The organism is Cyclobacterium sp. L-R, assembly GCF_056859355.1.
In genome coordinates, this window is record NZ_JBSXOH010000079.1 from 91,464 (window position 1) to 112,807 (window position 21,344).

The 21,344-nt window shown below is 39.0% G+C and carries 18 protein-coding genes; 15 read left to right on the plus strand and 3 right to left on the minus strand.

All coding sequences use genetic code 11. The features are described from left to right. The first annotated feature begins 611 nt into the window (after positions 1 to 611). From AC13EX_RS14650 to AC13EX_RS14670, 5 genes are all read left to right on the plus strand, one after another. Entirely contained in the window at positions 612 to 2,018 is a 1,407-nt protein-coding gene (locus AC13EX_RS14650; protein WP_048640305.1) for a neutral/alkaline non-lysosomal ceramidase N-terminal domain-containing protein, read from the plus strand. Beyond that, positions 2,015 to 3,394 (plus strand): neutral/alkaline non-lysosomal ceramidase N-terminal domain-containing protein, encoded by a 1,380-nt coding sequence (locus AC13EX_RS14655; protein ID WP_482893252.1) that lies wholly within the window; start codon positions 2,015 to 2,017, stop codon positions 3,392 to 3,394. Before AC13EX_RS14650 ends, AC13EX_RS14655 begins: the two co-directional genes overlap by 4 nt. A gap of 50 nt (positions 3,395 to 3,444) precedes the next feature. After that, the gene (locus AC13EX_RS14660) at positions 3,445 to 6,114 is read left to right on the plus strand and encodes a hypothetical protein (protein ID WP_482893253.1); all 2,670 of its coding nucleotides are present in this window, start codon (positions 3,445 to 3,447) and stop codon (positions 6,112 to 6,114) included. Between the two features lie 105 nt (positions 6,115 to 6,219). After that, entirely contained in the window at positions 6,220 to 7,128 is a 909-nt protein-coding gene (locus AC13EX_RS14665; RefSeq protein ID WP_482893254.1) for an amidohydrolase family protein, read from the plus strand. Beyond that, positions 7,091 to 7,900: an amidohydrolase family protein gene (locus AC13EX_RS14670; protein ID WP_482893255.1), complete on the plus strand. Its 810-nt coding sequence runs from the start codon at positions 7,091 to 7,093 to the stop codon at positions 7,898 to 7,900. Before AC13EX_RS14665 ends, AC13EX_RS14670 begins: the two co-directional genes overlap by 38 nt. A gap of 323 nt (positions 7,901 to 8,223) precedes the next feature. Here the strand turns inward: AC13EX_RS14670 and AC13EX_RS14675 are convergent, their stop codons facing one another. Then, the gene (locus AC13EX_RS14675; protein WP_482893265.1) at positions 8,224 to 9,495 is read right to left on the minus strand and encodes an IS4 family transposase; all 1,272 of its coding nucleotides are present in this window, start codon (positions 9,493 to 9,495) and stop codon (positions 8,224 to 8,226) included. A gap of 503 nt (positions 9,496 to 9,998) precedes the next feature. Between AC13EX_RS14675 and AC13EX_RS14680 the strand changes: the two genes are divergently transcribed. The 3 genes from AC13EX_RS14680 to AC13EX_RS14690 all read left to right on the plus strand — a co-directional run bounded on the left by AC13EX_RS14680 (position 9,999) and on the right by AC13EX_RS14690 (position 12,180). Then, positions 9,999 to 10,262 carry a DUF4235 domain-containing protein gene (locus AC13EX_RS14680; protein WP_482893256.1) on the plus strand — a complete coding sequence of 88 codons (264 nt, stop codon included), beginning with the start codon at positions 9,999 to 10,001 and terminating at the stop codon, positions 10,260 to 10,262. A gap of 137 nt (positions 10,263 to 10,399) precedes the next feature. Continuing rightward, a complete protein-coding gene (locus tag AC13EX_RS14685; protein ID WP_482893257.1) occupies positions 10,400 to 11,692 on the plus strand; it encodes an aminopeptidase P family protein in 1,293 nt (430 codons plus the stop codon). 35 nt (positions 11,693 to 11,727) lie between these two features. Next, positions 11,728 to 12,180 (plus strand): hypothetical protein, encoded by a 453-nt coding sequence (locus AC13EX_RS14690; protein WP_482893258.1) that lies wholly within the window; start codon positions 11,728 to 11,730, stop codon positions 12,178 to 12,180. A 57-nt stretch (positions 12,181 to 12,237) separates the two neighbouring features. Here the strand turns inward: AC13EX_RS14690 and AC13EX_RS14695 are convergent, their stop codons facing one another. After that, the gene (locus AC13EX_RS14695; RefSeq protein ID WP_482893259.1) at positions 12,238 to 13,083 is read right to left on the minus strand and encodes a mechanosensitive ion channel family protein; all 846 of its coding nucleotides are present in this window, start codon (positions 13,081 to 13,083) and stop codon (positions 12,238 to 12,240) included. A gap of 418 nt (positions 13,084 to 13,501) precedes the next feature. Here AC13EX_RS14695 and AC13EX_RS14700 point away from each other — a divergent pair, with 418 nt between their 5' ends. The 4 genes from AC13EX_RS14700 (at position 13,502) to AC13EX_RS14715 (ending at position 16,723) form a co-directional block, all read left to right on the plus strand. Next, positions 13,502 to 13,828 (plus strand): helix-turn-helix domain-containing protein, encoded by a 327-nt coding sequence (locus AC13EX_RS14700; protein WP_482893260.1) that lies wholly within the window; start codon positions 13,502 to 13,504, stop codon positions 13,826 to 13,828. A 481-nt stretch (positions 13,829 to 14,309) separates the two neighbouring features. Continuing rightward, entirely contained in the window at positions 14,310 to 14,750 is a 441-nt protein-coding gene (locus AC13EX_RS14705; protein ID WP_482893261.1) for a hypothetical protein, read from the plus strand. A gap of 393 nt (positions 14,751 to 15,143) precedes the next feature. Continuing rightward, positions 15,144 to 15,533, plus strand: coding sequence for a restriction endonuclease (locus AC13EX_RS14710; protein WP_482893266.1), 390 nt, complete (start codon positions 15,144 to 15,146; stop codon positions 15,531 to 15,533). A 368-nt stretch (positions 15,534 to 15,901) separates the two neighbouring features. Next, positions 15,902 to 16,723, plus strand: a complete 822-nt coding sequence (locus AC13EX_RS14715) for a tetratricopeptide repeat protein (protein ID WP_482893262.1) — start codon at positions 15,902 to 15,904, stop codon at positions 16,721 to 16,723. A gap of 822 nt (positions 16,724 to 17,545) precedes the next feature. Here AC13EX_RS14715 and AC13EX_RS14720 read toward each other — a convergent pair. Next, entirely contained in the window at positions 17,546 to 18,016 is a 471-nt protein-coding gene (locus AC13EX_RS14720; RefSeq protein ID WP_048640293.1) for a hypothetical protein, read from the minus strand. A 559-nt stretch (positions 18,017 to 18,575) separates the two neighbouring features. On the opposite strand from AC13EX_RS14720, the gene AC13EX_RS14725 reads away from it, so the two are divergent. The 3 genes from AC13EX_RS14725 (at position 18,576) to AC13EX_RS14735 (ending at position 20,873) form a co-directional block, all read left to right on the plus strand. Beyond that, a complete protein-coding gene (locus AC13EX_RS14725; protein ID WP_482893263.1) occupies positions 18,576 to 20,162 on the plus strand; it encodes a serine hydrolase domain-containing protein in 1,587 nt (528 codons plus the stop codon). A gap of 189 nt (positions 20,163 to 20,351) precedes the next feature. After that, a complete protein-coding gene (locus tag AC13EX_RS14730) occupies positions 20,352 to 20,570 on the plus strand; it encodes a hypothetical protein (protein ID WP_482893264.1) in 219 nt (72 codons plus the stop codon). 66 nt (positions 20,571 to 20,636) lie between these two features. After that, a complete protein-coding gene (locus AC13EX_RS14735) occupies positions 20,637 to 20,873 on the plus strand; it encodes a type II toxin-antitoxin system RelE/ParE family toxin (protein ID WP_482893267.1) in 237 nt (78 codons plus the stop codon). Positions 20,874 to 21,344 lie beyond the last annotated feature (471 nt).

Below are 21,344 nucleotides of genomic sequence, written 5' to 3' on the forward strand. Positions count from 1 at the left end.
ATGCCTGTCCTGAACTTTCCCAGGGAGTGTTTCAATCGCAAAAAAATCAGGCTGTTTGGAGATTTTAGCATAGCACCGCTATGGTGAAATTGAAAACAGCAACGAAGTGCCTGATTATAAAGCGATTTCAGCACGTAATAGAATATTTATTGCATATTTCGGGTTTAATCCATTCCACCTAGAATCAATACCGGTATTCAATTAAACGATTGAAGAAGAAAGACCTGTTATTTTTTGCTGAATAACTTTATCTGAAGTATTTTGATAAAGTTATACTTTCAGCCCGGATTATGTAATAGAATTAGTGATGAGTGTTGCAATCGCAAGAAAATCAGGCTGATTTTGAAGCGATTTCAGCACGTAATAGACTGTCTATTGCATATTTCGGGTTCAAGCATTTTAAACCCAAAACATGCTTAAACCATTTTATCAGTTCATGAAATCATTCCAATAACAGCCAACTTTACTATTTTCAACCAGGTGATTAGTTAACTACTCTCTAAACCAATAAGAATGTCTTTCTTATGAAGGCTGCACCTGAGAAGGGTCATTGAGCCTTTTTGTTTAATTGGTTTTAAAACGATTAAATCCGTTCCATTAAATATTGACTCATGAAAATAATTTTCCAAAGATCCTGTAACCTTATTTTTTTAGGCCTAACAGTTTTATTGTTTAGCCATCAGTTACATGCACAACAAAAAATATCCTCCTGGAAAGCCGGAGTGGATAAAGTTGAAATTACCCCTGAAGGTTCCATCTGGATGGGAGGCTATGCCGCGAGAAAGAAACCTTCAGAAGGTGTTAGGCATTCCGTTTGGGCCAAAGCCCTTGCAATAGAAGATTCCAATGGTAAACTTGCTGTTATCGTGACCACAGATTTGTTGGCTTTCAGAAAATTTCTGTCCGATAATATAAGAGACCAATTGAAAGAGAAATATGGGCTTTCAAGGGATCAGATTATCCTAAATAGTTCGCATACACATACCGGCCCGGAGACGGACTATCCCAGGTATGAATTCCAGCTTAGTAAAGAGGAATACAATAAAATTAAACAATTTTCCTTTCGGGTAGAGAGGGAAATAGTGGAGTTGGTGGGCAATGCCATCAAGGCACTTGAACCCGTAACCTTGTCTTCTGATAATGGGGTGACGAGATTCCAAGTCAACAGAAGAAATAACAAAGAAGCCCAATTAAACGCACAAACTGAATTAAAAGGTCCCAACGATTACGCTGTCCCTGTCATAAAAGTCGAAGACCAAAAAGGAGAGATTAAAGCAATACTTTTTGGCTATGCTTGCCATCCTACTGTTCTGTCTGATTATCAGCTATCAGGGGACTATGCAGGCTTTGCTCAGATAGAACTGGAGAAGCTTTATCCAGGTGCTACCGCCTTGTTTTTCCAAGGAGCAGGAGCCGATCAAAACCCATTGCCAAGAAGGTCCGCACCACTGGCACAGCAATATGGCAAAGAGCTGGCAGCTGCTGTAGAGCGGGTTATAAATGAAGACATGAATGTATTGGAAGGAACACTATCAACGGCTTATTCAGAAATAGACCTGACCTTTGCTAAGGACGTTCCTACCAAATCAGAACTTGAAGATATAATCAGTGGTGTAATTCCAGGTTATCCAGATTACCTGAAAGAATATGCAAAAATCTGGATAGCTAGATTGGACAAAGGAGAAAAAATTAAGGATTCCTATCCTTATCCAGTACAAGCATGGAAAATAGGCGATCAACCTCTATTTGCTTTAGGAGGTGAACTCCTTGTTGGGTATTCTCTGGAACTTAAAAAGATTTTTGGCCCGGATATATTTGTGATGGGCTATTCCAATGATGTGATGGGCTATATCCCCACTAAAGTAGTGCTTGCAGAAGGTGGCTATGAGGCCAATAGGTCTCCGCTTTTTACCACCCAATGGGCAGCTTCAATAGAAGACAATATCCTTTCCGAAGCAGTAAAGCTTGCTGAAAGTGTAGGCATTAAAACTGTGGAATATCCCTTAATAGCGCCATGAGAAATATTAAAAACAACATTAAACACATTCAGCACCTGTCTTTTTTGGTACTTATAGCTAGTAGCTTTTTTAGCGCTTCCCTTTTGTCCGCTCAGGATGCCTCAGCGCATTGGAAAGCAAATGTGGCAAAAGTAGACATTACACCTAAAGTCCCTATGTGGATGGCTGGCTTTGCTTCAAGAACAGGGCCTTCTGAAGGTACCATTCACCCTATATGGTCCAAAGCACTTGCCATTCAGGATGAGGATAACAATACAGCCGTTTTAATTACCAATGACCTTTCGGGCATGCCTCGAGACATGAGCAGTCGCATCAAGGAGAAAATTAAGGCTCGGTATTCTCTGCCTGAGGATGCTGTGCTGATGAATTTTTCTCATTCTCATTCCGGCCCTGTGCTGAAAGACTATTTGTACCATGTTTACCCTTTGAATCAAGAAGAAGTTGAAAAGGTTATCCATTATTCGGCTTGGTTAGAAGAACAAATAGTAGCCCTAGTAGGGGATGCATTGGCAGGCTTGGCCCCGGCAAAGATTTATTCAGAGAGTGGAGTAACCAGGTTTCAGGTAAATCGAAGGAACAATTCGGAAGCCAGCATGGAGGCAACTACAAAGGTGAATGGGCCTAATGATTATTCGGTACCCGTGCTGAAAGTTACAGATATGGAAGGCAACCTAAATGCCATAACTTTTGGTTATGCCTGTCATGCCACTGTTTTGTCAATCAGCCAGTGGTCCGGTGATTACCCTGGGTTTGCTCAAATTGAACTTGAGAAAATGTATCCAGGTGCTACAGCAATGTTTTTTCAAGGTGCAGGAGCCGATCAAAATCCTTTGCCGAGAAGAACCCTTCCTTTGGCTAAAAAGTATGGGAAAGAATTGGCAGCTGCTGTAGAGAGTGTATTGGTTAAAGAAATGAAACCTTTGACTCCTCAATTAAAAACAGCTTACTCGGAAGTAAACCTGGCATTGAATGAACCGCCTTCTAATGAGGTTTTGGAGAAAATGATCAAGGAAGGTAGCGGACATTACCAACGCTGGGCCAAAATGATGCATGAAAAGGTGAAAAATAAGGAGGTAAACTTATCTTATCCTTATCCCATTCAAATTTGGAAATTGGGCGCGCAATTTTTGGTTGCCCTTGGGGGAGAGCCAGTTGTTGACTATTCTGTCAAGCTGAAAACCCAGTATGGAAATGATTTATTTGTTCTTGGTTACTCAAATGATGTGATGGCTTATATCCCTACCCGAACAGTGTTGAACGAAGGTGGTTACGAAGGAGCTACTTCACAAATTGCTTTTGGTCATCCAGGCACATGGAAACCAACGCTGGAATCAAGAATATTTAGCCGCATTAATCAAATGATGGCTGATTTTTAAGATTTCTTAAATATACCTAATCCAATAAAAGGAAATTTTACACTGTAGTGATGGACAATAAAACAGGGAATAGAAGGGACTTTATAAAACAAAGTACGCTTTTGGGCTTAAGTATGTATTTAAGCCCAATTACCTTCTCTTCTACACCGTGCAAACTCTTTGAATGTTCTGATACCGAACAGTTGCTTGACTGGTCCGATTGGGAAAAGTACCGAGACTCAGTTAATCATCCTTGCCTGACAATCAAGGAAGAGAACCTGAAAACTGCTAAAGAAAACATTAATAATTACGATTGGGCAAAGGTTCATTTTGATCGGATTGATGCGATCATAAAGCAACACATTGGCAAGATCACACCAGACTTTTTAAATAGTATGGTGGAAGAAACAACACCAGGGGATCCGTTATGGACGCCATGTCCTTCTTGCAGAGACAAAGGTTTGCCCGTTCATCCACATGGGTTGTGGCGTTGGGACGTAGAAAATCCAGAGGAAATCCAGTGTACTGAGTGTGATGCGGTATTCCCTAACAGTGACTATCCGGAGGACATCGTCTTAACGACGAGTTGGGGAAAACCTCAAAAACTAACTTATTGTGGCGGAGATCCTTTTGTGATCTTTGGTTATAAAGAGGGGAGACCCAGCTTTACGGCTAATATAAGGTCGCGGAAAGTACAATGGATAGCAGGCTTTTGCAAAACACTGGCAGAAGGGTATCTACTTACAGAAAACATTAGCTATGTTGCAACATGCAGACAGATCCTGCTTCGGCTAGCCAAATGCTATCCCGGCTGGCTGATCCATGTTGGCTATGGTGAATTTGCGGACATGGATCCAAAAAAGGCAGCGCTCAATATGATGAACCTGCCGGAGCCGGAATTGTGTCCACCACCAAACGTACCTGACAATGCTTTATGGACAGGGTTCTGGAGTGCTGGTAGGGCAAGTGGCGTAGGCTTGGAATCCGATTTTGTGCGAAAAGTTGTGACCGCCTATGACCTGACTTGTCAGGCAAAAAAGTCCGATGGAACCCCTCTTTATACTGAACAAGACAAACGCAGAATAGAAAAAGACCTGCTTCTTGAAAGCACCATTTTGCTGGTTTGCGACAAAAAATTAAACAATAAATCTGTAAGTAACCGAACGGCCGTAGCCCTGGTTGGGATGTGTGTAGGGCATCCGGGTTTGCTTAGGTTTGGACTTGAAGGATTCAATATGACCGTTGATGGTTGGTATTTGCCTGATGGGACTACCAGCGAATCCCCTTTCTATGGTTTGATGACCTTGGGAGGGATTTGGGACATGGCCCAAGCTGCTCATGGGTATTCAGACCCCTCAGGATATAAGGACAAGACGGGACAACGAATAGACGATTTAGACCTTTACCATGATAGCAATTATAAACTGGTTTGGGAGGCCTTTTTCAAAGGTTTGCAAGGGGATTTAAAATACCCACCCTATGCGGACTCTTTCGAAAACACCACGCTTGATGTGGCTTATGTGGAGTTAATGGTCGCCAATTATCCGGAGAAAAAGGAATACCTCGCCTTGCTAAAAGAACTTTGCGGGGATGAACTTCTTTTACACAGTGGATCAGCGGGGTTTAACAGCGAATTCACTGACAGTGAAGTAGAACCTGTGCTTCGACTTCCTTATGACCTTACCAAGCCAAATGGCGCTTTGTCTTTCTCCATGTATTACAGAAAGCCAAAGCTGGAAAAGGAAAAAGGAGCTGTCTTATCGTTCCCAGATTGGTGCCCGCCAAATCTGCAAATTGGCCACCTTAGAACGGGGCTTGACGGTAGGGAAAGCTTATTGTTATTGAGTGCTAGCCCTTGGGGTATTCACCATGAAAATGACAGCCTTAACCTTTACTATTGGAAGAATGGTGCTTCCTTACTCTCTGACTTGGGATACCTTTGGGACCATCCGCTAAAACCCAATAATATCAGGGCCTTGGCGCACAATACGGTGCTGATCGATGAGGAGAACCAGATTAGTAAAGGAAGAGGGGGAGAGATTTTGTTGTTCAAAACCTTTCCTAAAGTCAAAATAATGGAAATGGCTTCAACGGCCTATTCCCAGACTTCTGTTTATAAGCGAACGGCTGTATTGGTCGATCATGGAAACGGACACAGTTATGTGGTGGATTTCTTTAGGGTACAGGGCGGTGAAATTCAGGATTATGTTTTCCACGCCCCGAGTAAGCAACTGACAATAAATGGTATTTCTCCCATGGCGAAGGCTGGATTGACACTTTATGATTTTAAAGAAACCAGGACCAGTAATGGAAAAGGAACGTGGAACAGCCAATGGGGATCTGAGAATGGAATGACTACTCGGGCTTGGTCCCTTGGGCAAGAAGGGGAGGAGATGTTTGTTGGCGATGGCTGGGGACAAAAAGATTGGAAGAATGCAGATATTGGCGCCACACTGCCTTATTTTGTAAGGCGGAAAAGAGGAGAGGGCTTACAGACTTTTGTTTCTGTCTTTGAGGGCTTCGATGGAGAGGAGTCATTTGTCAAAAATGTAGCACTTGTGGACAAAACCGGAGTTGTAGAGGTGGAAACTTCATTAGGAAAAGACTATATTATGTCCATGCATGGCAATGGAGAAATGAGTATTGAACATGGCAAGGGCAAGGAAATACTTAGTGGACACTTTGCTGCTGCCTCCGTCCAAAAAGAAGAATTGGTTTGGAGGGAAGCATTGTCTCTTTAGCTTGGGGATTGTCAGAAAAATATAAGAGTAAATGATTTGTTCTAGGGCATGATCAAGGTGTCGATTTAGCATCGAATATTTAAATTCTAAAAACAGTTAGAAAATATGAATAGAAGAAAGTTTTTTTCGACTGGTGCCGTTTCTGTTTCAGGGATTGCATTGGGCGTACATATGACTGGTTTTACAAGCAAGGAAAAACCGCAAGAAGAGAATGACCTTATGAAAGAGGTCATGAAATACAGGAAAATAGATTCCCATGCCCATGTTTATTTTACAGCCGATAGTCCTGAAACCCAAATAGGTTTTGCAGATCGGTTAGGGATTGAAAAATTGGTGATTTCAAGGCCGATGGCTCCGGGAAGCAAGGGGCTTCCTGAAGAGTTTATTGCTTGCAATGATTTAATCCTTAAGTCCATGAAAAAATACCCTGACAGGTTTATTGGACAGCCAACGGTCAATCCAGCATTTCCTAAGCAGGCAATGGAGGAAATCAAAAGATGCATGGACCATGGCATGACAGGTTTGAAACTTTACAATCATGTGAAGATAAGTGATCCTTTGTTTTACCCGATTATCGAAAAATACATAGACATGAAGATGATCATCTTGATGCACATGGGGATCGGTAAGTCCAGGGTTATTTTCGATGCCAGAGAACCTGAGAATGTTTCTACTCCTGATGATTTTGTATTGATTGCGGAGCGCTATCCGGAGGCCATGTTCCAACTGGCTCACCTTGCTGGTGGAGGCGATTGGTTGGATGCTTGTAAAGCCGTAGCGCCTTATCCCAATGTGTTTGTAGATGTATCGGGAAGTAATAATGAGGGAGATATCATTCCTTATGCCATGGAGCATGTAGGGGAAGATAGGATCTTCTTTGGCTGTGACAATAGCTTTTTTCAGGGAGTAGGCCATATGATGGCTGCTGACCTTACGGATACCCAAAAGAAGAAGCTCTTTTTTGATAATTATAATAATGTACTTAAAAAGTCAGGTAACCATGTGGATAGATAGTAATACATATATAGGTCACTGGCCCTTTCGTCAGGTAAGAAACAGTACTTGTAAGGATTTGGTGGAAAGGATGGATGCCAATGGTATCTCAGCTTCGGTTTTGACCAATATCAATGGGATTTTTTATAAAGACACCCAGGCTGCCAATCGGGAGACCTATGAGGAAATCAAAACCAACCGCAAATGGGCTGATCGCTTGATTCCATTTGCCGTGATTAATCCGGTCTATTCAGGTTGGAAAGCAGATCTGAAGGAGAGCACCAGCAAATTAGGCATGAAAGGGATTAGGATTTTCCCTAAATACCACCGCTACAACCTGGATCATCCTTCATGTGTCGAATTGGTGAAAATGTGCAGAGATATGGGTATACCCGTTGGCCTTACATTGAGAATGGTAGATAGCCGTCCAAGTTCCTGGTTGGACATAAGCAATGAATGGAGGTTAAGCGATGTAATGCCAATTGTAAAGGCTGTTCCTGATGCTAAGTTTATGGTGCTTAACTTGTCCGGCAGCACACATTTGGAAAAAGAGGATTTGGAATTATTTAAAAAGTCCGATGTGTTTATGGATACTTCCGGCAGAAATGTCCTTGATTTGGCGGGATTGATGGAAACCTTAGGCAAGGAAAAGTTTGGTTTTGGCACCCATTCGCCGATTCTGGATTACAAGACTGGGGCCTTGAGAATCGCTTCATTAAGAGAAGATGAAGCAGATGCCCAAACCAGAGCAAACTTACAGTCCGGTAATATAAAAAGGTTCTTGGGGCTGTGAGCTTGGCTTAAAGTTCTGGGAAAGTGTCAGGTTATAGCGATTACGTCGATATGATTTTGTCAGCATTGTTGCAGAAAAAAAGGCAACAATGCCGCCAAAATCAGGATCGTGTAGTTGTCCCTAACCACGGGTTTCACCCAATGCAGTTAAGCTAAGCATATGAGATGAATAATTTTGTGACTCAAAATGTCATTTTTTGAGTTTTCATGTTCAGTCCAGGTTCCTTTTTTGAGTGTAGGATGTACTTTTCCCTTGCCTTATTTTAAGGGTAAACATTTTGAGGCGATATGTAATGATTAGGTCTTTCTTTTAAGTTTCAATATTCATTTATAGTATTGATTTGTTCGACATGGTGGTCTTAATTTTTTCCTTGAAAATTGCCTACCTTTTTTTATTGCTATTAAGGTTCGAGCAATATTTTCGACTAATTCATCTAATAGTTTTGCTACATGTTTTCTGCTAAACAGTGCTACAATATTATCCCGAAAATGTAAGAAAGCATTCTTCCAGTTATATTTGTAAGGCAATTTCCTCTTTTCGGTCTTATTTTTGATTTGTGTGCTGGCTACAATTCCTGCTAAAGCCACCATGTTCATTGCTAAGATGTGGGCGTAATATTTCTGATAGATTCCTTCTTTTTTTCGGCACCCAAACTGCTCAACTTTGATCTTAGGCTTCAGGTTCTTTATACCTTCCTCTACTCCCCATCTCATTTTGTAGAGTTTTGCCATATCCCCACTATTAAATACACTCTCATCTAAATTACTAACCAACAGTTCTGTTTCTCCAGTAATAAGAACAGTTTTTGTAACCCTCACTTTAATTGAACTCTTCGTTTTTGATCTACTCATCTCCGGAAAACTTGGTGTCCAATTAGTAGTAAAATCTACTCTGGGATCAGCCATTACCTTTTTAGCAAATCTGGTGGTCATAGTAGACATTCGAATGCAAAAATTTCTTTGCTCACGAATCATCTGGTTTACATGATAGAAATAGCCAAAATTTCTATCCAAAACTATAAGGTCATCGTCTTTAACAGGAGTTTCTAAAAGGCATTTGAAAAGTAAAGTTGTTTCACCTTTTCTCATGTTTCCAAGCTTTGCATTAATAGTAAAGCCCGTATTTACGTCATATAAGAGGAATATTCTAGCCAGAGAGGTACATTTACTAGTCGCATCTATTCCAAAATGATCACGGATATTTTTGGAGGCAGGAAGGTTTAGGGTGCTTCCATCACCCGCCAAAATTCTATACCCCTTAAATAGAGCTGTATCAAAACCATCATAAGCCTTTGAGCTGATATCACACAAATCAGAAAAGAACTTCCAATCAATTTTATATCGCGCCTGTGAAAAAGCACTGCCAGTGACAACCCGCTTACAAAGCTTGGAAAGAACACTAGAAGTAACAAATTCAGCAGATTCTTTAAACAACTGAAGAATAGAAATAGCTACTGTCTGAAAATCAAGGGGAGATGATCTAGAAAAATGAGCAGCATCAGAACAGTAAATCGACTGATTGTCAATTGATTGAATTTTTTCAAAGATTTTTTTTCGGACATCTGCAAGATATGCCCTTCGTGTTTTGGTTGGTATTTTGTACCTTCATAACTATATGTTTTAAGACAACATAATTTACTTAAAAGAAGCCAGTTTTCATAAGGAAAACTGGCTTCTTTTGCTTATAAAGGACTTTTTTTCTTAACTTAATAGCATTGGGTTTCACCCGTGGCTATTATGGTTAAAGCCCTTCAGGCTTCTCCTTAATGATTTAGGATATCATTGTTTTCTATAGAATAGAAGTGTTGGGCTTTGAATTTACGGTGCTACCTCCTAAAATTGGTTTACCTATTTCTGGTTTAAAAACTACAATTGGTTTACAGTTAACGTAAGAAATCCCCCTTTGTCCCCCTTAGACAAAGGGACCAGACCTGTATAGTCGGGAGGGATTTGTTTATGAACTGGAATCCTTTAAAAAACTTCATCTAATCACCCTTCAAAATATAGCGAGAGCAATTAATTCCAAAATATGGGTGAAATTTCAGGGGTTTGGCATGATTATTAAACTACTATAAGTTTACAATTTAAACCATTAACCCATGAAAAAGCGAAACAATGAGTATTTACAATCAGCAGTAATCACCGGAGGAACTATCCTTGGTGCCTACTTGGTGCGAAAAGGTTTAGAAGAACTGTATGAAAAGCGCACAGGTAAAGAAGCTCCCAAAAATCCCTATCCGGAAAAAAATTCCCTTAAAGAGGCTTTGTTATGGACTGTAGCTACAGGGGTACTGGCTAGTGTGACCAAAGTTTTACTTCGTTATACCTTTACTGCAGGTACCGAAAAGGCAATAGAAAATTAAATTTGTTAACTTAAGGCCCAACAGGGAATCGGTCACTATTTACTTGTATTAAGCAGTGATAAAAAACACCAATTCCCTTTGCCAGTTGAATTTGCGATCAAGGGATATTTTTTACCTTTGTCAAAACCCAATATTTTATGAGATACGAACCTGCCAAAGCATCACTTTATATTAAAAACAGGGCTAAAGTTGCCGATAAATTACCTTCAAATTCTTTAGCAGTTATCAACTCCAACGACATTTTGCCCACCAATGCGGATGGGACCATGAAGTTCAGGCAAAACAATGACCTGCTGTATCTTTGTGGAATAGATCAGGAAGAGACCGTATTGGTGATTTGTCCCGACTTTCCAGATCCGGACTTAAGAGAGATCCTTTTCATAAAACCTACCAGTGAGCATATCGCCATTTGGGAAGGACATAAGTTTACCATGGAAGAGGCGGCAGCCCTTTCCGGGATTAAAACCATAAAATGGAATACAGACTTCGATAAGTTTTTTAACACCTTAATGCAGCTTAGCAAACATGTGTTTTTAAACACCAATGAACACCTAAGGGCTGTGGTAGAAGTGGAAACCAGGGATGCGCGCTTTATTAAAGAATGCAAAGCAAAGTATCCACTGCACCAATACCATCGTTTGGCTCCAATAATGCATAAATTCCGGGCAATTAAAGAACCGGAAGAAATCACTCAACTTCAGAAAGCCTGTGACATTACGGATGCGGCTTTTCGCAGGGTGTTGAAATTTGTCAAGCCGGGCGTACTCGAATATGAAATTGAAGCGGAATTTCTGCATGAATTTATAAAAAGTGGCAGTAGGGGCTTTGCCTATGAACCCATCATCGGTTCAGGCAGGAATGCTTGTGTACTCCATTACCTGGACAACAGTGTAGCCTGTGCGGATGGAGATTTGATCCTGATGGATGTAGGGGCTGAATACGGCAACTACAATGCTGACATGACCAGAACCATTCCGGTCAATGGTCGCTTTACCAAGCGACAAAGGCAGATTTATGATGCCGTATTGCGCGTACAGCGTCAGGCCATGAATATGCTCCGACCGGGCATAGACATTCAGAGCTACCACAAAGAAATTGGCCTAGTCATGGAAGCCGAATTGATCAGCCTTGGCTTGATAGACAAGACAGATGTGCAAAATCAAGACCCTGCAAATCCGGCTTATAAAAAGTACTTTATGCATGGCACTTCTCATCACTTGGGATTGGATGTGCATGATGTAGGCACCATGTATGAACCGATTCAGGCCGGCATGGTATTTACCGTGGAGCCGGGCATCTATGTGCTGGAAGAAGGAATTGGCATCAGGCTGGAAAATAACATTGTGATCAATGACAATGGCTACACAGATCTTATGGGAAATATCCCTATAGACCCTGAAGAAATAGAGACCCTTATGAATGAAAAATAATTTTTAATTCAACCTTACAGCTACATTTTCCATTGATGGACAGTACATTTAAAACCGGCTTGAAGAAGGCCGTTCTGGATTTAATTTCAGAAAAAAAGGCAGACTTGGAATCCCAATTACTGGCCTTACAGGAAGCCTCCAATGCCGACACCAAAAGCAGTATGGGAGACAAGTATGAAACGGGCAGAGAAAGCATCAACCAAAGTAGGGGTCTGCTGGAAAAGCAAAAGGTGCTGTTGGATCGAAATGAAAAGATGATTGAGCAAACATCGGTAGATCCTTTCTCGATTGTCACTACAGGAGCCCTGGTTAAAATCCCTCTTGGATGGATATGGATTGCGGCTTCTATAGGTAAAATAACGCACCAAGACCAAGAAGTCCAAGTCGTCTCCGCTGATTCTCCCCTAGTCCTCGCCTTGAAAGGAAAAAGGGTAGGGGATAGAGTAGCCTTTAGAGGCAGTACAACGGAGATTCTGGAAGTGGTTTGACGTTAAAAATATAACCTTATAGGTTTTAAAAACCTATAAGGTTTTTAAATAGGGGTATTATTCCCCCCGTTTCTCGTTCGTTCTTATGTGCACATCCATTTGAGGGAAAGGAATTGAAATATTGTTTTCGATAAATTTCCGGTTGATGATTCTTCGGATATCACTTTTCATGCGGTCCGATCCAAAAATGGTGCTGCTATAAAAAAGCACCTGGAAGTCCAGCGAGGAATTCCCGAAATTCACCAGTCTGGCTTCTACCAATTTTTCTGCATTTACTTCAGGATGTTCTTTGGCGCTTTCCTCCAGAATCTTGATGACAAACTCCACATCTGTACCATAAGCTACGCCCACCTCAATCCTAAAGCGGTTTTGTTTTCTTTGGTGACTCCAGTTTATGACTTTATTGGTGGTGATCAATGAATTGGGGATAATAATGGAAATGTCATCGGTATTCAGTCCTTTGGAGGTACGCAAGCCTATTTCCTGAATTTTTAAAATGCCCCCATCAATTTCCAAAATATCCGCTACCCTGATCGACCGCTCAGAAAGTAAGATGATTCCAGAAACAATATCGTTGAAGGTCTGCTGCAAGCCCAGACCTATGCCTACCAGTAGGGCGGCGGAACCAGCAATTAAGAGGGATACCTTTATGCCGATGCTTTCCAGGATTAGGCCAAATGCGATTACCCAGACAATATAGGTCAAAATCTGGTACAAGGAATAAATATTCCCCTCGTTGAACTTACTGATTCTTTTTTTGCGAAAAATGGATTTTTTTATTCCCCATAAAATCAATTTCGTCAAAACGATAATGAGGAGCACCAGCACCAAAGTCCCAACCTTCAGGCTGTACTCCCCAATAGAAAGCAGCTCAAATCCTAAAAACTTATTCAACAAATCCATATGCGTTCTTCAATTGTAGTTAAAGCCCAAGTGCTATTTAAAGGTGCTGGCCTCGCACAAAGCCCTTGAGATAAAATAGGTGTAGGGTATTGAATATAAGTTAAAATATTGGCTGATACAATGGAGGTGGTATTTGGATGTGCGGTATGGGTTGAGTTACCTTATAAAGCAGGCACCTAGAACAAGTTCGATAAGGAATGTTTCTAATTTTGGAAACTTCCACTATCTTGGATACGTTGAACAAGGCGATTTTAAGTGAGATATTTTGAGACGAAATTTTTAGAAGAAGTGGATAAGTTCATTTCTGGACTTGACCGAAAAACTATCAAGAAAAACTTTTATTGATGTTGCCTAACAGACTAATGAGCAGTACGACTTAGAGAAAAATATTTTAAAAATAAACAAAAGCTATAATCCTATGGCAACTAAAGAATTAAAGACTTATTCGCTTGCCGAAATGAAAGACAAGTATATCGGAGAGGTGGGAACGCAAGAACGTGACGAATATGAATACGAACTTCGTATGGACGTTTTGGGTAAGATGATTAAAACAGCAAGACAAGAAAGAAACTTGACACAAGAAGAGCTTGGTCGACTTGTTGGCGTGCAGAAAGCCCAAATCTCTAAACTTGAAAGTAGTGCCAACAGTGCGACCATTGACACCATATTAAAAGTGTTCAAAGCATTAAAAGCAGAAATCAATTTTAATGTAAAATTTGAAGACAAATTCATTAAACTTGGCTGAATGGGGGGGATGTAGAATAAACCAAGGAGTGGGGATAATAAATAGGAGGAACGGCGCCTACGGCTGCGTCCAATTTCGGTTTTGGTTAATGTGGAGGCATGTTCTTGGCTCACTCTAGATCTAAGCAGGTTTTTCTGCATACCCTCAAGCTTTTTACAGATTATTTATGAGCTAAAGATCTTGCAAACGAGGAAAGTTACAAGCATTTTTTTCAACTTTAAGATATAATCCTCGGCTAATCCTGTCTTAAACCGCTTATTTTTTAGCAATTGACCTGAATTTCAAGCCATTTATCAATAAATTCTCGCTTTTTACCGTAGAATTATAGGTATGGAGCTAGTTTTATTGTACTAAAGGATTAATTTGGGAGATAATTAAAGAAAAGAATTATTTGCATAGTCGGTTATCGCAACTTCCTAGCCAATATATGTATATACAGATGGTACCTTTCATTTCGACTGACCGCAGAAATAGATGATAAATGGAGAACTTTTTCTTATACCGAGCCCTTAGAAGACTTGAAATTGAATCTGATTTCACATTAATACCTAAGGAATTTACTGACAAGGAATTTACATCCGATCCAATGTTCGGATTTGACACGACTTTTCCATTTTTCTTTGATAGCGTTGATAACAAAGTGAGACAGCATCAATGGAAACAAAATGGTTTACCAACAAGAGGTATTTCGACTACACCGTTTTTAGAAAGAGCTAAGTTCTATGGGCAGCGAAATAAAATTATAGCTAAAATCGACCGGAGATTATTTGAATTATATAACATTCAAACTTACGATGTAAATAAAATTTTAGGGTTTCGACCCGAAGATATTGCGGTTAAAGAAGATAATGAAGTTATTTTAACCTATGGAAAAGCTGGGGCATTTCCAAAAGATATAATTGTGGACTTGATTGAATTGTAAGAAAATTTAAAAACGAAAATTAACAACAAATTAATGAAAGTTGGCTCTAATCCCGCTCCGGTAGGGGCTTTACGGTAGATAGAGAAACATTCCGTTTCTTTACCATTACACTAAGGATGTCGCCTTGTATTTAACAGGGTACTGTTTGATGAAGGGTTACTGATTCTTTGCTTCTTATTATCTTTATGGGGGTTAATAAAGTAGACTATCAGGTTCTAATCTACGTCAGAAGCTAAAAAAATGTCGCATATACCAATCAATCCAAATACTGAAATCTCACCTATAGAATTTGAGAAGCTATTCCACGATTATCTATCAAATCTTGGGAAAAATTTAAGCTCATTTAAAGCTATACATAATTTAAAAATCAAAAAGTCAGATAGAAACTATTAAATTGATGTTTATGCTGAATTAGAGGCTTTTGGTGGTGTAATAAAAGTTCTAATTGAATGTAAGAAATATAAAAATTCAGTAAAAAGAGAAACTGTTCAGTTATTATTTGATAAATTAAGAGCTACTGGAACTCAGAAAGGAATGATTTTCTCAACAAGTGGATATCAGGTTGGAGCCATTAAGTATGCCAAAGAACATGGAATTGTCCTTATAAAAGTTTTTGATGGTAAATTGAATTATTTAGCAAAAGGTAATTCATCCGATTCTACTACAATACCTAATTGGGTTGACATTCCAAAATATCAAGGAGAATTCACATATGATAATTCAATAAATTATTTACAATTAAGATATTTAGATTCATTAGATAATTATTTATTTAAAAAATAAGCCAGTTGCTAACAGCGCATACAGTTTATGGCGGAATTGTGTCAGAACCAAAGTTTTGTATTTTTAGAAATGTAAAAAATAACCTTAAAAATTTCACATTTTTGCCTGCCCAAACCATATACCACCAAGCTATGGTATTCCAGCAAGTGAAAATCCTACCTAAATGATTTGTCGTTCCTTTAGAAGTACAACCGAAAGTTAAGCACCTGAGGGTTTTTCTGAAGTTTGGCAATACCTTTTTAGAAAGCTTTATGAAAAGGGTTATCGGTAAGAAGTATAGGGGACGTTGTTGGTTTATTACTAATAATCTTTATGGGCAATTATTAAAAATGGCAATCAGGTGCAATTTTAGGGCACAATAAAAACTTATGAAATTTCCTCACGATATAGAACGGTTTACCCTCAAAAATGACAGCTACTTCTTTCCACCGATAGGGTGTTTATCCATTGAAGAAACAGCTGATGGAGGTGGGGATTACTACGGATTGTACTGGGAAATTGGAAAGGAAAATGGAGACCCAATTGTCTGTATTGCCCGACACGAAGAGTTTTTATTAGTTCCTGAATTTAAAGACTTCGCATCATTTACTCATTGGTTTGACGAGTCAAGTGGCCAAGAAGGCCCGACAATGAATCTGAATGACAACGATTTCTTTGTCGCTCTTACCAATAAAGGTAAAGTTCTAACGAAAAAAGGAAAGCACGAAGAAGCAATTCAGAAACTAGAAAGAGCGACATCTTTATTTGAAGAGTATTTTGAACCATGGTACTGGCTGGCAGAGAACTACTATAAAACAGGACAAAAGGATAAAGCAGACAAGGCGCTTATAAATTCAATTTCATCAAATTTCTTTTTCGGCGTTCCCTCTAAAAAAGTATTTGACAGGTTTGAGGAGATGATTCCATCAAATGAGTTGAAGGATAACCCGATTGTTAAAAGAAGATCAGATTTATTTCAAGGAGGAGACTTTTCAACTCCACTTTCAATTGATTACAATTCTTTTCTGGAGATAATTGAAGAACTGTTAGCGAAGAAGGACTATAAGACTGCAATGTTAATGAAACAAAACTACGGACTCTTGATGTCTTTTGAACCTGAAGAAACTGTCCAACGACACCATTTCAATTTTGATGTTTGGTACGAAAATTTCAGGAGCGAAATGTTTTCAATTTATCCAGAGCGGAAATAATAACGAATCATTCCAATAGCAGGAACCCATCACTACCCTTCGCCACCCTTCGACAGGCTCAGGGATCAAGCTCAGGGACCATGTTCAGGATTGAGATCAACAAACCTTTTGTACCCTTTGACATCGCAAGAAATTAAAGTAAGATTTTAAAACTTAAGGTTACTTCTATACCTGAAAGGGGTACTTCGGAAGTGGGGTGGGGTACTTCGGAACCTACCCTTTGGGCTTATTAGCTCCGATTGAGGAGTTCAGAAGTAGGGGAGGGTACCCTAAACTTGCAAAATTCGACCTCGGAGGTCGAATTTTTTGGCATTTAGCTGAAAATTTTCACCAAAATACCGGAAAATTCCACCTAAAACAGACTTTTAATCGACTTAATTACTAAAAAACTGACAAAATTGCCGGAATATTCAACGGGACCGTTAAATTTTTGGGGTTTAGAAGTGGGGAGGGGTACTTCGGAACCTACCCATTGCAGTTATTTGCTGGAAAATTCGAGCTTTTAGGTCGAATTTTCAATGTTTTTTCAGGAAAATTCTGCCTTTTTGGCAGATCAATTGGATTTTTAGCTCCAAAATTCCACCTAATAGGGAGAGAATTCAATAAAAAAACTGAAGAATTGAAAGAATTGTAAGGAAAAATGAAGGTGTAAACAGGGATATTTGAACCGAAAAGAGTTTAACTTAAATAAGGAATGCAAAAAAAATAGGGGACAATTCAAATGCCTTTGACTGTCCCCTTTATATTGGATTGGGTGATATGCGCATCATTAATTGATTATAGGTTTCATTTCCAAATTATGAATTGATTACTTATTTGGCCTTACTCAGACTGATTGTATTTGGATCTATTAAACCGCTGCTTAAGATCCTCATGGATCACCTTGGCATCTGCTACATTTACCCTAGCCCCGTATTTTACAGAATTGTAATAACCAAGAGCACCGACATAGGCCTCAGATCCTGCCATCATCACGGTATCATTGAGGTTGCTTTCCACCTGCTGCAAATCCCTAAGCAATGGCGCCAGTCTTTTTACTACCTCCCAATCCTTAGACAATTCATTTAAATCAATAAAGGGAGGAAGGAATTGGCTGTCTTCCTGTGCATAGTCCATTACTTTTTCTACAAAGGGGATAGTGCCATCTCCCATCTTGGGTATGCGCTGCCTTTCTTCAGCACTAATGGCAATTAGGTAGGGGCTTAAAGTTGTTTTAAGGGTAGCGATGGCTTCTTTCACCGTCTGAAGCTCCGCTTCCGGAATCTGAATAGAAACTGTGTTCTTCGTACTCATATCATTGAGATTTATAGTAAAACATAATTTATACTATTCAAAATACTTTTATATAGTGTAAAATGCAAATAATAGTGTTTGAAATTTACTAAAGTGTTAATCTTTTAACTGTAAAATTCTTATTTACCGTTTTTCACAATAGTTATTTTTAAAAAGGCGGAGCCTTTTGAGCTGTACAACTGAGCCAACTACATTTTTATAGGCTTTTTTACGGAATGATTGCTTTTTTTTCATAGCTTATCATGTTGAAAATTAATGATAGGTCTAAAGTTGGAAGAAAGGGCAATCATTGCTCGCTTCCTGTCTTAGCAGGATTCGTTCAACACCTGGTAGAATGCCTGCGGGTTTCGGAGGTTATAGTAAGCTTGTAATTCGTGAAAAAATCGGTAAAAACTGTTAGGGAATCGCTTCATAATCCCGCAAGAAAACATATCATAAACCGTTGGCATTAATTGAAAACGTTACTTCATTCTAAATCAATAATTAAGTTGAAAAAATGAGAATCCTACTACTTATATTATTTTCATCATTTAGCATTTGCTCTTTTGGACAAAATAGCTTGAATGAAAGAATCGATTCCATTTTGTCAGCGCAGGTTGTTACCGAATTAGGGCCTGGTTTAACAGTTGGTGTTGTTAAAGATGGGGTACTTGTTTATAAGAACAGTAATGGCTTAATGAATTTGGAATACAATATCCCATTTAATGATGCTACGACATTTGAACTTGCTTCAGTTACCAAGCAATTTACTTCAGCCTGTATAGCCCTACTCGAAAAACAAGGCAAACTCTCTGTAAATGATGATGTAAGAAAAATTGTTCCTGAATTGTATTTTTCTGGAGACACAATAAGGATTAAGCACCTATTAAATCACACAAGTGGAATACGAAATCACAATGTTTTATTGGACTTGTCTGGGTTTGATTATGAACACCAGGGTTATACAAATAAAAGCATTCAGCAACTGATGTTCCGCCAAAAAGGAATGAACAATACACCGGGAGACAAGTTTCTTTATTCCAATACAAATTATGTTTTGCTGGCACTTATCGTTGAAAGAGTGTCAGGAATTCCTATTCATCAGTTTGCTGAAAAGGAATTGTTCGAGCCTCTTGGGATGTCGAATACTTTCTATAGCAGTGATTTAAGGAGCATTGTTAAGAATAGGGCCTATCCTTATTATCAAGTAAAAAATGAATTCAAACAGCCAAAGTCGTTAACACTTTGTGTTGGAGCTGGCGGGATGAGTAGTACGATTTCAGACTTAATAACCTGGTCTCAGGTTTTTCTAGACAGCAAGCACCCTTTCTCCTATATTGCAGATTTTGTCACAAAGCTTGAGCCACTGAACAATGGTGAAGAGATGCAACATGCTCGCGGAATGTTTGTGACAGCTTATAAGGGCTATAATACGTTTAATCATAGCGGCAGAGACTTAGGGTTGCGGTCCCAATTCATCTGTATTCCTGATTTAAATCTAGGAGTAGTCGTTTTTGCTAATTCTGAGGAGATCAATGCGGTGGATGTATCCTACAAAATCCTGGACCTTTATATTCAAGATCTTCCTCAAAACGATTACAATCAGACAAAGTACAATCATAAGAAAAACGAGTTGAATCAATTCATAGGACATTATCAAGAACTAAATAGTGATTTGAGAATGCACCTATTTATAAATAATGACACCCTTAATGTACAGAGCAGTTATGGAAGAAATCCTGTGCAACTCAATTCAGTATCTGTCAATTCTTTTGCTAGAATTGACAATGCTTCTGTGAAATATACTTTTCTTTCAGAAAAAAAATCAGAGGCAGATTTACTCGTAGATTTTGGAGGCGCGGTGTTTTACTTTGAAAAGATTGAATTAGCAAGGAACCCAAATCCGAATATTTCTGAATATGCAGGTAGCTACTTTTCTAAAGAGCTAAATATTGGTTACGAGATCATTGTTTCTGATCAAGAATTGATTTTGAATTACCCAAATAATGAAGGGTTGGTATTGAAAGAAGGGGAAAAAGATGTTTTTGGAGCAAATAGACGAACCAAATATGCTTTTATACGAGATGATAAAAATAAGGTGTCTTCTTTTTATGTAGCTTCAGAAGGAACAGTAAAAGATATTTTATTCGAAAAAGTAAACCAATAAGCTGTGGTAATCCAGCAAGTGAAAGTCTTACCTAAATAATGTGGTGTGTATTTGGAAGGGCTCCCGACAGTTGAACAAGGATTTCCCTATATCTTAGCAAACCTTAATTAATGGCTTCATTTAAAAATTTCGTCTCACCATCAGAAATTTAGGTTTAAATCGTTATTTTTGATTATAAAATTAAATGCTATGGATATTCAAGCTGAAAAAATCGAACTGGTTAAAATGCTTTTGGATACTGAAAATCCAAAAATAATTGAATCCATTAAAAAAATATTCAAAAAAGAAGCATCTGACTTTCAGGATGATTTATCTATCGAGCAACGTAAAGAAATTGAAAAGGCTTCACTTGAAATTAAAAATGGAGAGGTAACGGATTACGATACTTTTATGCAAAAACACAGGTGAATTGAGCAGAAAAGTTTTTCTTTCAAAAACAGCCGAAAAGAAATTAGATAAACTTTTGAGTATTTAATTACGGAATGGTCTGTTAAGGTTAAAACGGACTTCGTTGAAAAATTAGAGTCATCAATAGAAATAATTAAAAACCAACCTGAAATATTTCCGGAATCTAAAAAAGGAGAAGGTTTGAGAAAATGTGTTATCACAAAACAAACGATTTTATACTATCGCTATAATTCCAAGCGAATCAATATTGTTACGTTATTTGACACAAGACAAAACCCGAAAAAATTAGACAAAGAGATATGAAAATTAAAGCCCAACCGAGTGAATGGCCCCAAGCCAAAAGCCTGTGGAGCACTCCTCGCAGCATCCCAGTCGATCGAGACCAGATAGAATACCGAAGTTTGTTCTGAAGCCAGCTTTGGTTTCAGGGGACAAGAAAATACTTTGAAACCGACACAAACCATATGCAAACCATTAATGTGTCACCAAGCTATGGTAATCCAGCAGGTGAAAACCCTTCCTAAATAATTTACTGTTCCATTAGTAGTAAAACCGACAGTTTAACCCGGATTATGTAATAGGATTTCTCCGCCCTGACAATGTCAGGGGTGAAGCCTGTCCCGTGTTTACGGGAAGTGTTGCAATCGCAAGAAAATCAGGCTGTTTGGAGATTTTAGCATAGCACCGCTATGGGTAAATTGAAATCAGCAAGGAAGTGGCTGATTTTGAAGCGATTTCAGCACTTAATAGATTGTCTATTGCATATTTCGGGTT

What these genes read in the sequence shown, in the direction of transcription:
- AC13EX_RS14700 (WP_482893260.1), top strand. Translation starts at nt 13,502, where the DNA reads ATGGCAACTAAAGAATTAAAGACTTATTCGCTTGCCGAAATGAAAGAC.
- AC13EX_RS14650 (WP_048640305.1), top strand. Translation starts at nt 612, where the DNA reads ATGAAAATAATTTTCCAAAGATCCTGTAACCTTATTTTTTTAGGCCTA.
- AC13EX_RS14720 (WP_048640293.1), bottom strand. Translation starts at nt 18,016, where the DNA reads ATGAGTACGAAGAACACAGTTTCTATTCAGATTCCGGAAGCGGAGCTT.
- AC13EX_RS14665 (WP_482893254.1), top strand. Translation starts at nt 6,220, where the DNA reads ATGAATAGAAGAAAGTTTTTTTCGACTGGTGCCGTTTCTGTTTCAGGG.
- AC13EX_RS14680 (WP_482893256.1), top strand. Translation starts at nt 9,999, where the DNA reads ATGAAAAAGCGAAACAATGAGTATTTACAATCAGCAGTAATCACCGGA.
- AC13EX_RS14715 (WP_482893262.1), top strand. Translation starts at nt 15,902, where the DNA reads ATGAAATTTCCTCACGATATAGAACGGTTTACCCTCAAAAATGACAGC.
- AC13EX_RS14730 (WP_482893264.1), top strand. Translation starts at nt 20,352, where the DNA reads ATGGATATTCAAGCTGAAAAAATCGAACTGGTTAAAATGCTTTTGGAT.
- AC13EX_RS14695 (WP_482893259.1), bottom strand. Translation starts at nt 13,083, where the DNA reads ATGGATTTGTTGAATAAGTTTTTAGGATTTGAGCTGCTTTCTATTGGG.
- AC13EX_RS14655 (WP_482893252.1), top strand. Translation starts at nt 2,015, where the DNA reads ATGAGAAATATTAAAAACAACATTAAACACATTCAGCACCTGTCTTTT.
- AC13EX_RS14705 (WP_482893261.1), top strand. Translation starts at nt 14,310, where the DNA reads ATGGAGAACTTTTTCTTATACCGAGCCCTTAGAAGACTTGAAATTGAA.
- AC13EX_RS14660 (WP_482893253.1), top strand. Translation starts at nt 3,445, where the DNA reads ATGGACAATAAAACAGGGAATAGAAGGGACTTTATAAAACAAAGTACG.
- AC13EX_RS14690 (WP_482893258.1), top strand. Translation starts at nt 11,728, where the DNA reads ATGGACAGTACATTTAAAACCGGCTTGAAGAAGGCCGTTCTGGATTTA.
- AC13EX_RS14670 (WP_482893255.1), top strand. Translation starts at nt 7,091, where the DNA reads ATGTACTTAAAAAGTCAGGTAACCATGTGGATAGATAGTAATACATAT.
- AC13EX_RS14685 (WP_482893257.1), top strand. Translation starts at nt 10,400, where the DNA reads ATGAGATACGAACCTGCCAAAGCATCACTTTATATTAAAAACAGGGCT.